11 protein-coding genes are annotated in these 15,245 nt (G+C 39.8%); 9 read left to right on the top strand and 2 right to left on the bottom strand.

The annotated features are described in order from the left end of the window. Positions 1-15 precede the first annotated feature (15 nt). A complete protein-coding gene (gene pckA, locus TEGAF0_RS00685; protein ID WP_264899231.1) occupies positions 16-1,584 on the top strand; it encodes a phosphoenolpyruvate carboxykinase (ATP) in 1,569 nt (522 codons plus the stop codon). Between the two features lie 101 nt (positions 1,585-1,685). Here pckA and TEGAF0_RS00690 read toward each other — a convergent pair whose 3' ends face one another. Both TEGAF0_RS00690 and trpS read right to left on the bottom strand, forming a co-directional pair. Continuing rightward, positions 1,686-2,321: a deoxynucleoside kinase gene (locus TEGAF0_RS00690; RefSeq protein ID WP_026751440.1), complete on the bottom strand. Its 636-nt coding sequence runs from the start codon at positions 2,319-2,321 to the stop codon at positions 1,686-1,688. A gap of 59 nt (positions 2,322-2,380) precedes the next feature. Then, entirely contained in the window at positions 2,381-3,391 is a 1,011-nt protein-coding gene (gene trpS, locus TEGAF0_RS00695; RefSeq protein ID WP_264899234.1) for a tryptophan--tRNA ligase, read from the bottom strand. 120 nt (positions 3,392-3,511) lie between these two features. On the opposite strand from trpS, the gene recG reads away from it, so the two are divergent. The 8 genes from recG (at position 3,512) to TEGAF0_RS00735 (ending at position 15,245) form a co-directional block, all read left to right on the top strand. Further along, complete coding sequence (gene recG, locus TEGAF0_RS00700; protein ID WP_458574899.1) at positions 3,512-5,590, top strand: ATP-dependent DNA helicase RecG; 2,079 nt, start codon at positions 3,512-3,514, stop codon at positions 5,588-5,590. Between the two features lie 15 nt (positions 5,591-5,605). Continuing rightward, complete coding sequence (locus tag TEGAF0_RS00705; protein WP_264899236.1) at positions 5,606-9,256, top strand: DUF7948 domain-containing protein; 3,651 nt, start codon at positions 5,606-5,608, stop codon at positions 9,254-9,256. Positions 9,257-9,272: 16 nt separating this feature from the next. Further along, positions 9,273-10,304 (top strand): PorP/SprF family type IX secretion system membrane protein, encoded by a 1,032-nt coding sequence (locus TEGAF0_RS00710; protein ID WP_264899238.1) that lies wholly within the window; start codon positions 9,273-9,275, stop codon positions 10,302-10,304. 42 nt (positions 10,305-10,346) lie between these two features. Further along, complete coding sequence (locus TEGAF0_RS00715; protein ID WP_264899240.1) at positions 10,347-11,639, top strand: aminopeptidase P family protein; 1,293 nt, start codon at positions 10,347-10,349, stop codon at positions 11,637-11,639. A 1-nt stretch (position 11,640) separates the two neighbouring features. Then, on the top strand, positions 11,641-12,399 hold the full coding sequence (pssA, locus tag TEGAF0_RS00720) for a CDP-diacylglycerol--serine O-phosphatidyltransferase (protein WP_264899242.1): 759 nt from the start codon (positions 11,641-11,643) through the stop codon (positions 12,397-12,399). Then, a complete protein-coding gene (gene purS, locus TEGAF0_RS00725) occupies positions 12,396-12,644 on the top strand; it encodes a phosphoribosylformylglycinamidine synthase subunit PurS (protein ID WP_264899244.1) in 249 nt (82 codons plus the stop codon). The genes pssA and purS overlap by 4 nt, the downstream gene beginning before the upstream one ends. 1 nt (position 12,645) lies before the next feature. Next, the gene (rsmI, locus tag TEGAF0_RS00730) at positions 12,646-13,314 is read left to right on the top strand and encodes a 16S rRNA (cytidine(1402)-2'-O)-methyltransferase (protein WP_264899246.1); all 669 of its coding nucleotides are present in this window, start codon (positions 12,646-12,648) and stop codon (positions 13,312-13,314) included. A 68-nt stretch (positions 13,315-13,382) separates the two neighbouring features. After that, positions 13,383-15,245, top strand: a complete 1,863-nt coding sequence (locus TEGAF0_RS00735) for a M1 family metallopeptidase (protein WP_264899248.1) — start codon at positions 13,383-13,385, stop codon at positions 15,243-15,245.

The raw sequence follows: 15,245 nt of genomic DNA on the forward strand, positions 1-15,245 counted from the left end.
TTAGATTTTTCAAAAATGTCAGCATTAGGTTTACAGAATGAAAACGGGGTTCACTATCAATTGTCTCCTGAAGCCTTAGTAGAACAGGCATTATTAAAAGGACAAGGTGTTTTGAACAACACTGGTGCGCTTTGTATCAAAACCGGAGAATTTACTGGCAGAAGTCCACAAGACAAGTTTATTGTAAAAGATGCTATCACAGCGGATACAGTTCATTGGAATAACTTTAATATTCCTATTGATGAGAAATATTTTCATCAATTAAAGGCTAAAGTGCTTGACTATCTTGGACAACAGGAAGAGGTTTGGGTTAGAGACGCGTATGCCTGTGCAGATGCCAATTACAGATTGAATATCCGTGTAATTAATGAAAATCCATGGAGTAACTTGTTTGCCTATAATATGTTCCTAAGACCAACAGAAGAAGAGTTGGTGAACTTTGAACCAGAGTGGCATATTATTCAGGCTCCGGGCTTTAAGGCAGACCCTTTGGTTGATGGTACCCGACAACACAATTTTGCTATTGTTTCCTTTACATATAAAACCATCTTGATTGGGGGAACAGGCTATACGGGCGAAATGAAAAAAGGGATATTCACTATCCTGAATTATATTTTACCACAGCAAAGAAATGTACTAAGCATGCACTGCAGTGCCAATATGGGTAAAGAGGGAGATGTGGCTGTTTTCTTTGGATTAAGTGGTACTGGAAAGACTACATTAAGTGCAGACCCTAACAGAAAATTAATTGGAGATGATGAACATGGCTGGACCAATAACAGTGTATTCAATTTTGAAGGTGGATGCTATGCAAAAACCATTGATTTAAGTGAGGAAAAAGAACCTGAAATTTTCCATGCAATCCGTCCGGGTGCATTGGTAGAAAATATTGGATTCATTAATGGAACCAATGAAATTGATTTTGCTTATAAAGGCATTACTGAAAATACAAGAGTAAGCTATCCGTTGCATTTTATTTCCAATGCACAAGAACCCAGTATTGGCGGTTTACCTAAGAATTTGTTCTTCCTGACTTGTGATGCATATGGTGTTTTACCTCCTATCAGCAAATTGAGCCCTGGTCAGGCAATGTATCAGTTCATCAGCGGATATACGGCAAAGGTAGCCGGAACAGAAGCAGGTGTTACTGAACCTAAATCTACTTTCAGTGCTTGCTTTGGGGCACCATTCCTTCCATTGCATCCCGGAAAATATGCGGAAATGCTAGGAGCTAAAATGAAGGAACATCAGGTGAATGTGTGGATGATTAATACCGGATGGAGCGGTGGATCATACGGAACGGGAAGTCGTATGAAACTAAGCTATACGAGAGCAATGATTACTGCTGCATTAAACGGTAGTTTGGATAATGTACAATATGAAAAACATCCTGTATTCGGAATGATGATGCCTTCGAGTTGTGAAGGAGTACCAAGTGAAATATTAAATCCGAAGTTGACCTGGAAAGATGCGGCGGCCTATGATGCTACTGCTAAAAATCTTGCCCAGCAATTTGTAAAGAATTTTGAAAAATATGCAGCCGGTGTTTCGGCAGAGATTCTGGCGGCTGCCCCAATCGTTTAACTATTGATTGCTGAAGTTTTTCGATTGTTTGCCTTAAGCGCCCCGAGTTTTACTCGGGGCTTTTTATTTAAAAGATGTATAAGATAAGCAGATAAAGAAAATTAAAATAAGCCAAAAAGCATGCCGTCTACTTTGCTGATAATTTCTCCGAACTGTTCGTCATTTTCAGCAAATTTATTTTTATCACAATCAATTACAAGTAATGGACCTTCTTTGTAACCATCAATCCATTTATTGTAATATTCGTTCAACTTTTTTAAGTAGTCTAGTCGTATGTTTTCTTCGTATTCTCTGCCTCTTTTCTGAATTTGCGAAACCAGGGTTGGTACAGAGGCTTTCAGATAAATCAATAAATCTGGCGGCTGTACCATGGTTTTCAGTGTTTGGAAAAACTGATAATAATTATCAAAGTCTCTCTTGCTCATCAGTCCCATTTCGTGCAGATTCGGCGCAAAAATATTTGCATCCTCATAAATGGTTCTGTCTTGTATTACTGTTTCTGTTCCATGTTGAATATCGAGTAACTGATTCAAACGGCTATTTAAAAAATAAATCTGAAGGTTGAAACTCCAGCGAGGCATGTCTTCGTAAAAATCCATTAAATATGGATTCGTATCCACATTCTCAAACTGGGGTATCCATCTATAGTGTTTGCTAAGCATTTCGGTAAGGGTTGTTTTTCCTGCACCTATATTTCCTGCTATTGCAACGTGTTTTGGTTTTTTGGGTTTTGCCATTGGACTAATCTGTTAAAGTGTGCAACTTATGTAAACTAATTTAAATTTAATGAAGCTCCCTAATAATTTAGTCCAACTGCATTACGAACCATGGTTAAGGTTTCTGAAGCTCTTGCTCTTCCCTTGTCTGCGCCCTGTTTAATGATTCTGTGTAATTCATCTGTATTGGCCAGTAAATCAGCAGCTTTTTCGCGGATAGGTTTAATAAATTGTACCATATCTTCTGCCAGTTGCTTTTTCATATCCCCGTAACGGATGATACAATTGCCCTGAGAACTTGCATTAAAGTCTGCTTCAAATTTAGCCAGGGTATCTTGTGTGCTTACCAGCTTCATCATGGTAAACAGATTTTGAATATAATCGGGTTTCTCCGAATTAGGAGTTTCAGGTCCCTGATCCGTTTTAGCTTTCATGATTTTTTTACGAATCAGCTCGTCATCATCCGCAAGATAAATGGTTGCATTCTGGTTTTCGCTCTTACTCATTTTACCATTTCCGTCCAGACCCATGATGCGGATAAGTTCATCACCATAATTGAATGCATAGGGCAAAGGGAATACTTCTCCGTATCGGTAATTAAATCTGTCTGCAAAATTTCTGGCCATTTCCAGATGCTGTTCCTGGTCTTTACCAACAGGCACTTTTACAGCACGTTGAATAATAATGTCTGCAGCCTGTAATACCGGATAGGTTAACAATCCTGCGTTTACATTTTCGGGTTGTAATCTCACTTTCTCTTTAAACGTAACTGTTTTCTCCAGTTCACCTTTATAAGAAAGCATATTTAAATACAGATATAGTTCAGCGATTTCAGGTATATCACTCTGAACATAAAAAGCAACTTTTTGAGGATCTAATCCACAGGCGATATTTTCAGCAATCACACGGTATACACTATTCTTTAACTCTTTGGTATCAGGATGTGTAGTTAAACTATGCCAATTAGCAACAAAAAAATAACAGTTAAAATCGTCTTGCATACGCACGTAATTGCGCATGGCCCCAAAATAATTACCCAGATGAAGGAATCCTGTTGGTCGGATTCCGCTAACAACAACCTCTTTTTCCATATTCGCGAAGATAAATATTGAGGTTGGTTTTTTGTGGCAGACCCGAAAAGAATTCGGAAATTGTAGCCCGAAACATATTTTAAACTTATTTCTACGAATAACAACATACTCGCTTCACCCATTGAATACCTAAAAGGGGTAGGACCGCTAAGGGCAGATATGCTCAAAAAAGAGCTGGAGATCTATACTTTTGGTGATTTATTACAGCATTATCCCATCCGTCATATTGATAAAACAAAAATCAATACCATTTCGGAAATTAATTATCAGACAGACTATATACAAATTGCGGGGAAATTGCTTCAGTTTGATATCATTGGCGAAAAACGTTCCAGACGATTGGTGGCTCAGCTGAGAGATGCAACAGGTACTATAGAATTAACCTGGTTTCAGGGCATATCATGGATCCAGAAAAGTTTATATATAGGTACAGAATATCTTGTGTTTGGCAAAACTGGTTTTTTTAATGGAAAACCCCAGATGGTTCATCCGGAAATTGAATCCTTTATTCCTGCTAAAGCAGATGGGAAGGCTTTTTTAGAGCCCGTATATCCTTCCACAGAAAAGTTAAAGGCAAAGGGGTTAAACGGCAGACAAATAGCTAAGTTAACCTACGTTTTGATAGAACAGATAAAACCTGCGGACTTGCCTGAAAACATTCCATTGTCTATAGTGAAAGAACTAAAATTATTAGGTCGCTATGAGTCTTTTGTCAATATCCATTTCCCAAGTACAGAACAGCATTATAAGAAAGCACTGGAACGGTTAAAATTCGAAGAATTATTTATTGCACAAGTGCGATTACAACTGGTACGTTTGCAGCGGAACGCGCAAAGCAAAGGAGTGGTTTTTGAAAAAGTGGGTCCTTATTTCAAGGAGTTCTATGATCATTATTTACCCTTTGAACTAACAGGTGCACAGAAGAGAGTTATTAAGGAAATAAGACAGGATACAGGCCGCGGAAGGCAAATGAATCGTTTATTGCAGGGAGATGTGGGTAGCGGAAAAACGATGGTTGCCTTGCTTAGCATGTTGCTGGCTGCAGACAACGGGTACCAAAGTGCGTTAATGGCACCAACGGAAATTCTTGCACAGCAACATTATCAGGGGCTTACACAATTGTTAAACAGAATGCCCGTTGAAGTAGCCTTATTAACGGGTAGCACAAAAACAGCAGAACGAAAAAGAATCCTAGCAGGTTTATTAAGCGATGAAATACATATGGTAGTGGGTACACATGCCATTATTGAGGATAAAGTACAGTTTAAAAATCTGGGTCTTGTTATTGTAGATGAGCAACATCGGTTTGGTGTTGCGCAAAGAGCTAAACTGTGGACTAAATCAGTAATTCCTCCGCATGTATTGGTAATGACTGCAACGCCTATTCCCAGAACCCTGGCCATGACCGCATACGGAGATCTGGATTATAGTATTATGGATGAATTACCTCCTGGAAGGATACCTATCACTACCGTTCAAAGAAATGAAATGGCAAGAGCAAGTGTAATGGGATTTGTGAAAGAAGAAATTGAAAAAGGTAGGCAGGCTTATTTTATATACCCATTGATTGAAGAAAGCGAGAAACTGAGCTATGAAGATTTAATGCAGGGATATGAGCAAGTAAAAAGTTTTTTCCCTGATTCCAAGTACAAGATCAGTATGGTTCATGGTAAGCAGCCGCCGGAACAGAAGGATATTAATATGCAGCGATTTGTTGCAGGGGATACCCAGATCATGGTTAGTACAACTGTGATAGAAGTAGGGGTAAATGTTCCCAATGCTTCGGTAATGGTGATAGAAAGCGCTGAAAAATTTGGACTATCCCAGTTGCATCAGCTTCGGGGAAGAGTAGGAAGAGGCAGTGAAAAAAGTTTTTGCATTTTATTAACGGGTAGTAAAGCCAGCAAAGAAGCCCGGGAACGTATCAATATAATGTGCGCAACCAATGATGGATTTAAAATTGCTGAAAAAGACCTAGAAATGCGAGGTCCCGGTGATATAGAAGGAACCCGTCAGAGCGGTGCATTGAACTTTAAGATAGCCAGTATTGTTAACGATAAAGGGTTGTTGCAACTGGCTCAGCAAAAAGCGGAACAAATTGTGGAACGGGATTTGCATTTGGAACAACCTGAGAATGCTTTGTTAAAAAACTACCTCACGCAACAGCATACCAAAGTTGGTTGGAGCAAAATTGCGTAACTTAAAATTGTGAATTTGAAATACATCAGCCTGATATTGATTTTCTGCATAGGGTTTATTCGTGTACATGCACAGGGCTATCTAGATTTTGTAGAAAATAAGGGACAATGGGAGTCCTTTATTCAATTTAAAAGTGAATTGTCGGCCAATGCTTTTGCCTTAACCAAAAACGGTTATAGGGTCTTACAACACAATGTGGATGATTACGCAGCCATTGCCGGATCTAAACATGCGCATACTGTTGGTGGTGAAGCAGCGGTTAAATCAGAAGTGTCGCCAAAATTTCAAACAGGAAATGAGCCATTGTTACTGCGATCTCATGCTTATGATGTTAGGTTTTTGAATGCCAATCCCAATCCTCAGATTATTAAAGAGAAGCCTGTTGCAGGTATCAGTAACTATTTTATTGGGAATGACCCTGCTAAATGGGCAACCGATGTGAAGACTTTTCAATCGGTAACGTATAAAAACATGTATCCCAATATTGATATTCGTTATTATACCAATAACGGAGTTCTGAAATATGATATCATCGTTCATCCCGGAGGAGATCCATCCAAGATTATTTTATTTTATGAGGGTACTAATGGGCTTACATTAAAGAACGGAGCTTTGCAAATTAAAACCTCTGTAGGAACATTACAGGAAACAATTCCTTATAGTTACCAATTGTTGAATGCTGAAAGAAAAGAGATAGACTGTGCCTATGAAGTAAGGGGCAATCTTGTGCAAGTAAAAGTCAACAGCGCGTATGATAAATCAAAGACTTTGGTGATTGATCCTCAGCCGGTATTTATCAGTTATTCAGGAAGTGTGGCAGATAACTGGGGCTTTACCGCTACCTATGATTTATTAGGAAATTTCTATGCAGGAGGAATTGTATTCAGTCCGGGATTTCCCACAACCACCGGTGCGTTTCAAAGACAGTTCGGAGGTGGTATTAATGAAGGCCAGATACAGGGATTTGATATGGGGATTATGAAATTTGAGCCGGGAGGAACCAGCTTGATTTATGCAACCTATATTGGCGGTTCAGGTAATGAACAGCCTCATAGTTTGGTAGCAGATGCTGCAGGAAATTTAGTTATAGCAGGCCGAACCTCTTCCACCAATAATTATCCTACTGTTGGTACACTCCCCCTTTTTGGAACTGGGGGTGGTGTATTTGATATTGTTTTGACCAAGCTTAATGCAAATGGAAATGCACTCATTGGATCTTTGCGTATTGGCGGCAGTGGTAGAGATGGGGTGAATATTCGTCCAAATTATGAAAGTCCAACAGGACCAGAAACAACTCGCAGAAATTATGGAGATGATGCAAGAAGTGAAGTAATTTTTGATAATCAGGGAAATATTCTGTTGGCTTCTGTTACACAGTCATTGGATTTTCCTACTACGAATGGTGCTTTTCAAAGAACTAGTGGAGGTGCAAGAAGCGATGGCAGAACACAGGATGGGGTTGTGATTAAATTGAATGCAACACTTTCTCAGGTTATTTTTTCCAGTTATCTGGGAGGTAATGATGATGATGCAGCCTTTGTATTAGCTATTAATCCAGCTAATAATAATATATATGTTGCGGGTGCAACTGCAAGTAATAATCTCCCTGCTAGGGCAAATGCAGCTTCTGGGTTTCAGAACTTCAATGGTGGGGTAGATGGATTTATTAGCATTGTATCTCCTGATGGTTCAACTATTCAAAGCACTTCTTATTTTGGAACCAATCTGGTGGATGTTATTTTTGGAATTCAGTTTGACCGTCAGGGATATCCATATATAGTTGGTACTACAACAGGAACACTTACGCCGCAGAATTCACCATACAATACTGCAAATCCCGGACAGGCCAGTGGTAAACAATTTATCGTAAAATTTCAGCCTGATCTTTCCGGCGTAATATATTTAACCAATTTTGGAACAGCTGGCGCATCCACTCCAAATTTGTCCATATCGGCTTTTCTGGTAGATCGATGTGGTAATGTGTATGTGTCAGGATGGGGAGGCAGTAATATCAATAGTTTCCCAACAACTCCCATTACGAACCTTCCAATCACACCAGATGCTTATCAATCTAATACTGACGGTGCTGATTTTTATTTCTTTGTTTTGGAAAGAGATGCACAAAAGCAACTCTATGGTTCTTTCTTTGGACAAACAGGAGGATTTGCCGATCACGTTGATGGTGGTACAAGTCGTTTTGATCCCAATGGTACCATTTATCAATCTATTTGCTCCTGCAGAAGAACAGGGGATCCTAGCAGGCCAATTTTGGGAACAGGCGGGGCATGGTCTACTGCCAACCGAAGTAATTCCTGTAATTTATTGGCAATTAAAATTGCTTTCAATCTGGCAGGCGTTGGTGCAGGTATAAAAACTTCCATCAATGGTGTTGCCCGAGATACTGCCGGTTGCGTACCATTGACAGTTGTATTTTCTGACACACTTGAATTGGCAAAAACCTATCGGTGGGACTTTAATGATGGGTCGTCTGAAGTATCAACTGACAGATCAACTGTTACCCACACGTTTAATAATGTAGGGGTGTACCGTGTAAGATTAATTGCAACAGATCCTGCATCCTGTAATATTAATGATACTGCATTTATTACCATGAGGGTAAGAGCAGACGAAGCTGTTTTGGGTTTTACACCAAACAAATTATTGCCTTGCGAAACATTAAGCTATCGGTTCGATAATACTTCCACTGCACCAAGAGCATTCGGCGCGAATGCATTTCGCTGGGATTTTGGGGATGGAACTAGGCAAGTAGCTTCCTTTGGACCTGTTACGCATACTTATGCAGCGCCAGGTACTTACAATGTCCGATTAATTTTATTGGATACCAGTTTTTGTAATGAACTGGATAGTATTGAAACACAGCTTAGAATTTCACCATTGGTTGATGCAAGATTTGAAACGCCTGCATTGGGTTGTGCCCCATATACCGCAGTATTCAATAATACTTCTTTGGCAGGCCGTTCCTTTTTCTGGGACTTTGGGGATGGGAATACTTCTACGCAAACTTCCCCTCAGCACTTGTATGCAACAGTGGGTAATTATTCAGTAAGGCTGATTGCCGTAGATTCTTCAACCTGTAATATAGCAGACACTACCAGTTTTATCATTAGTGTAAGAGGAAAACCGACTGCTGGTATTAGCTTCAGCCCTGATCCTACAGAACCCAATACGCCGGTAACATTTAACAACAGCAGTTTTGGCGCAGATAGATATAAATGGAATTTTGGAGATGGAGATAGTTTATTTACCAATCGCATTGACACCACTGTTAAACATTTATACAATGCAACCGGAACCTACAATGCCTGTGTGATTGCTATTAATGATGCAGGTTGTGCTGATACCAGTTGTGTGCCTGTAGCCATAACCATTGTTCCGGGCTTTAATGTTCCCAATGCTTTTTCTCCTAATGGCGACGGAGTGAATGACCGGATTTTTGTAAGAGGTTTTGGTATTTCCAAAATGAGCTGGCGAATTTATAACCGATGGGGTACGCTTGTTTTTTATGGAACAAGTTCAACAGACGGATGGGATGGAATGTACAACGGAAAATTGCAACCTCAGGAAGTATACCATTATACACTTGAGATTGAATTCAGTAACAAGGAAAAAGCAACCAAGAAAGGTGATATTACCCTTTTGCGATAATCTGTAGAAAGTAACAATGAAAGGATTCAACATACTATATCGTTTTCTGGGAGTATTGCTGGGATTGATTTTGCAGCAATGGGTTACTGCGCAGGCCTTGAATTATTCGCAGTATTATAATGCGCCTTTGTTGGTGAATCCAGCCAATACAGGTTTTAATCCTGACTATGATTACAGAGCAGGATTGAACTACAGAAATAGTTTTACAGCTGTTGGCGGAGGGTATAAAACCATGGGCGTTTGGGCGGATGCTAAACTTTTTGCCAATCGTTTTGAAAACGGATGGATGGGAATTGGCGGAAGCATCATTAAAGATGTTGCAGGGTCAGGTCAATTAACAGCAACCGGCGCTTCGCTTTCAATGGCATGGCATCAAATGCTTGGATATAATAGTTTGTTGAGTGCAGGATTTAGTGCCGGTGTAACGACCAAGCGGGTTGATATAACTAAACTGAATTTCGACAATCAGTGGAACGGTCAGTTTTTTGATGTATCTATTCCTTCCAACGAACCTTTTGCTTTTAGTCAAGTGGGATATTTAGATGTAAATTTGGGTTTAAATTATGCCTATTTCGCATCTGAAAATTTCTATTTCAATGCTGGTTTTTCCATGATGCATTTGAACCGTCCAAGAGAGAGCTTTTTTGCAGCCAATATCAGTGACGCAAGAGTGCCAACCCGGTTTAATTTTTTTGCCAATGCCAGCATTAAGCTGGAAGATTTGTGGATACTGAATCCCAATGTATACTTTAGTACCATTGGCAATAAAAATGAAGTGGTAATGGGAATGAATGCCAACCGAAACTTAGGGGGCAATGGTGCTCAGCAAATGATTGTGGGTTTGTATTACAGAAACAGAGATGCCATTATTCCTATGATTGGCTATTCCATTAATGACCTGCAGATCACGGTTAATTATGATGCAACTATTTCTTCTCTGGGCAGACTAAATGCTACCAGGGGAGCTTATGAATTATCCATCATAAAGCATGGTATTTTCCCGAGCTCAAGGGGGCGTTCTGTTAAATGTCCTACGGTTCGTTTCTAAGTGCCTCAAACTTTATATCTTGCGTAGTACAAACGATTACGCATGAAATACCATCCACTCGATTCAAACATTTTCATCAATAACAGAAAGCGTTTTGTGCGCCAGATGTCACAGAATAGTATTGCAGTATTTGTAAGCAATGACGAGTGGCCTGGTAATGGAGACGCGTTACATCCCTTTAAACAAAACAGTGACTTATTCTGGCTGAGTGGTATAATTCAGGAGGATTCGATGGTGATATTATTTCCAGACAATCCGGATCCCAAGTTTCGTGAAGTACTGGTACTTGTTAGGCCCAATGAATTAAAGGAAAAATGGGATGGGAAAAGATTGCGTGCGGAGGAAGCTAGAAAAATATCAGGTGTTCAGACTATCGTTTGGTTAGACAGTCTGGATGCATTATTACAGGGTTGGATTCATTTAGCTGACACTATATACTTAGACAGCAATGAGAACGACAGAAAAGCTTCTGAAATTCAAACCAGAGAATATCGTTTTATTGCAGAGATGAAGGCCCGCTATCCGCTGCATCAATTTATGCGTGCGGCTAAAATTATGAAAGGATTACGTGCCATTAAAACGAAGGAAGAAATTGAAGTAGTTCAGAAAGCAATTGATATTACAGATTTGACATTCAGAAGGATCATGAAGTTTGTTAAGCCTGGTGTACATGAATATGAGATTGAAGCTGAAATTTGGCACAGCTTTTTAAGTAACAGAGCAACGGGGCCTGCCTATGGTAGCATTATTGCCAGCGGCGATAATGCAAGAACACTTCATTATGTTTCGAACAATGCAGTATGTAAAGATGGAGATTTGTTATTGATGGATTTTGGTGCAGAATACGGAGGATACTGTGCAGATTTGACCAGAACGATTCCAGTGAATGGTAAGTTTACCAAAAGACAAAAAGAAGTATACAATTCCTGCCTTCATTTGCATAACTATGCCAAGTCCATTTTAAAACCAGGTATCAGTATTTTGGATTATACAGATAAAGTAGGGGAGGAAGCCACTAAGCAGTTTCTTAAAATCGGGTTGTTAACTAAGTCGGATGTAAAAAATGAAGACAAAGAAAACAGGGCGTATCGTAAATATTTATACCACGGTATTTCACATCATCTGGGAATAGATGTTCATGATTTGGGAACTAGAACTGCTCCTATTCAGGCGGGTATGTTGTTTACCATTGAACCAGGTATTTACATTGAAGAAGAAAAAATGGGAATCCGTATTGAAAATAATTTCTGGATTACCAAAAACGGCAACACTGACCTGATGAAGAATATTCCTATTACTGTAGATGAGATTGAATCATACATGAAGCGCAAATAGCATGAAGCATATACCGAATTGTTTTACGCTGTTGAATTTGTTTTTAGGTGCAACAGCAATAATGTACATATTACAGCCAGGACTTACTTACCAGGTAGAAGGCGATGGGTTGATAAGCATTCCCGAAAAAATGATGTGGGCGAGCTGGCTCATATTTGCTGCAGGACTGGTAGATTTTCTGGATGGATTTGTTGCACGCTGGATGAAGCAATCTTCCGAAATGGGTAAGCAACTGGATTCACTGGCTGATGTGGTGAGTTTCGGGGTTGCGCCTGCCATGATTGTGTTGCAGTTTCTACGATTTTCTTATTCCAGTTCAGAAGGTGGGTTGGATATTACTGAATGGGCTTTACTACCCGCTTTTGTTTTGCCTTGTGCCGGCGCCTATCGGCTGGCTCGTTTTAATTTAGATACTTCTAAGTCTACCGGTTTCAAAGGCATTCCTATACCAGCTGCTGGTATTTTGCTAGCTTCTTTTCCATTGGTGAACTGGTATGCCAAAGATGCCTGGATAATGGATTTACTTTTGCAGCCCTGGTTATGGTATGGACTAATTGTTTTCCTAAGTTTGGGGATGGTTTCTACAATACCTATGCTGGCATTGAAATTCACAGGAATCAGCTTTGCTAAAATACTGCCATTTATAATCATTTTGGCGATTGCCTTACCGGTAGCCTTTGTTTTTGGCTGGCTGGCAATTTCGGCAGGGTTTATTGCTTATGTAATTCTATCTTTGTTCTTTAAATCAACCGAATCATGAAGTTTGAAGTTGCCATCAATGTAATGCCTTTAAAAGATTTATTAGACCCTCAGGGTAAAGCCGTATTAGGCGGATTGGCCAATTTAGGTATACACCAGGTTGAAGATGTAAGAGTGGGCAAGCGCATCACGCTTTCGGTTGAAGCTGCATCTGCTGACGAAGCTAAGTTGATTGCTGAAAAAGCAGCTAAACAGTTATTGGCTAACCCGGTGATGGAGTTTTTCGAGATCAGCATAAACGCTTAATTTGCTTTATTTAGTTCCTACACCTTTGGGTAATCTAAAGGACATTACACTGCGTGCACTGGAAGTGCTGAATGCTGTAGATGTTATCTTATGTGAAGATACTAGAACCTCTTCCAAGTTACTGCAGCATTATGCTATTCAAAAGCCTTTAAGTCCTTATCATCAGCACAATGAACATAAGATTGTAGCCCATATTGCCGATCAGCTGGCCGCAGGAAAAAACATGGCTTTGATTACTGACGCCGGTACACCAGGTATATCTGATCCTGCTTTTCTGCTTGTGCGCGAATGCATACAGAGAGATATTAAAGTAGAAACTTTACCCGGAGCTGCAGCATTTGTGCCTGCATTGGTGAATAGTGGGTTGCCTACCAATCGTTTCGTATTTGAAGGTTTTTTACCCCTTAAAAAAGGAAGACAAACTTTATTTAAAAAGTTGGCAACTGAGGAAAGGACCATGATTTTTTACGAGAGTCCAATGAGACTGGTCAAGACGCTGGAAGAGATGGCTCAGTATTTTGGGGAGGATAGAATTTGTTCGGTTGCCAGAGAACTTACCAAAATGTTTGAAGAGCATAAAAGAGGAACTTTAAAAGAAGTTGCATCCTATTTTAAAGCTAAATCGGTAAAAGGGGAAATTGTACTGGTAGTTGCGGGCCTGCCTGATTAAAACACTAAAATATTTTCGGAAATTTACTGTCTTATATCACAATACATTGCTAACGATAAATCAATATCATGCCTAAATTGACGCGCCTTTTATTCTTTAGTTTACTGTTGGTCAGTTCTGCAATTGTTGCACAACCAGACCGCTGGCAGCAGAAAATAAAATACACCATGAATGTAAACATGGATGTTAGTAGCAACCGTTTTACCGGTACACAAAAAATAGATTATTTTAATCAATCTCCTGACACGTTAAATAAGATGTTCATGCATTTATACTGGAATGCTTTTCAGCCTAATAGCAGTATGGATGTAAGAAGCAGAGAGTTGGGTAAAACCAAATTGTCTGATCCAAGAAGAAACAATGACGGATTGGATTGGGATGCGCGTGTAAAGGATCGCATCAGCAAATTAACACCTGATGAAATTGGATATCAGCGGGTAAAGTCAGTTACCATCAATGGAGTAGCGCAAACACTGAAAGAGCACGAAACCATTTTGGAAATTGTACTGACCAAACCCATTCTGCCAAAATCAAAAATTACCATGGATGTTGTGTTTGAAGCACAGGTTCCTGTTCAAATCAGAAGAAGCGGAAGGGACAATGCAGAGGGAATTCGCTATAGCATGGCACAATGGTACCCCAAAGTAGTGGAGTATGATTATCAGGGCTGGCATGCCAATCCTTATATCGCTAGAGAGTTTTATGGGGTTTGGGGAGACTTTGATGTCAATATTACGATTGATAAAAACTATATGGTTACAGCCGGTGGTGATTTACTCAATGCCAATGAAATCGGATTTGGTTACGAAGCCAAAGGCGTGACAGTAAAACCTTCAACAGGCAAAACATTGACTTGGAAATGGCAGGCGAATAATGTACACGACTTTATGTGGGCAGCAGATCCTGAATACAAAATGATAACCAGAACAACAGAAGGAGGACCCCTGTTGCGTGTTGTTTACAAAAAAGTAGATTCTTTGGAAAATCGCTGGCAAAAAATGGCAGATACCTGTGCATTGATTTATCCTATCATTGCAAAGACTTTTGGTGCTTACCCTTATAAGACTTACACTTTTGTTCAGGGTGGTGATGGTGGTATGGAGTATCCAATGGCAACATTGATTAAAAGCGCCAGCCTTGGTACGGCTATTCATGAATGGATGCACAGCTGGTATCAGATGATTTTAGGAAGCAATGAAGCATTGTATCCTTGGATGGATGAAGGTTTCACTGACTATTCAAGTACCCGCGCACTGGCTACACTGCGTAACAGCCCAGGATTCTGGTACAATGGAACCTACATGGGATATGCAAGATTGGCTAGAAGTGGGTTTGAAGAACCAGCAAGTACACACGCTGATCATTACAATACTAACTATGCTTATAGTTCTGCTGCCTACAGTAAAGGTGCGGTGTTCATAGAGCAACTGGGATATATAACTGGCGCATCCGTAAGAGATAAAATTTTGCTGGATTATTATAATACATGGAAATTCAAGCATCCAAATCCCAATGACTTTATTCGTATAGCAGAAAAGGCAAGCGGACTTGAATTGGATTGGTATAAGGAATATTGGATCAACAGTACCAAGACCATTGACTATGCAGTTGGAGATATTGCCATGGTGAATAATAAAACTTCAATTACCATCAAACGTCTGGGAAAAATGCCAATGCCAATTGATGTATTGATAACATTTAAAGATGGCAGTCAGGAAATGCATTACATACCATTGGATATTATGTACGGGGCAAAAGCTGCTGAGTCGGCTGTGTCAAGAACAGTGCATGCTTCATGGAGATGGACGCACCCTGACTACAGTTTTACAACCAGCAGAGCTGTATCTGATATTAAGTCTATTGAAATTGATCCGAGTCAACGGATGGCGGATATCAACAGAACCAACAATAAGCTCGTGATTCCTGATTAA

This window comes from Sediminibacterium sp. TEGAF015 (assembly GCF_025997995.1).
GTDB lineage: Bacteria > Bacteroidota > Bacteroidia > Chitinophagales > Chitinophagaceae > Sediminibacterium.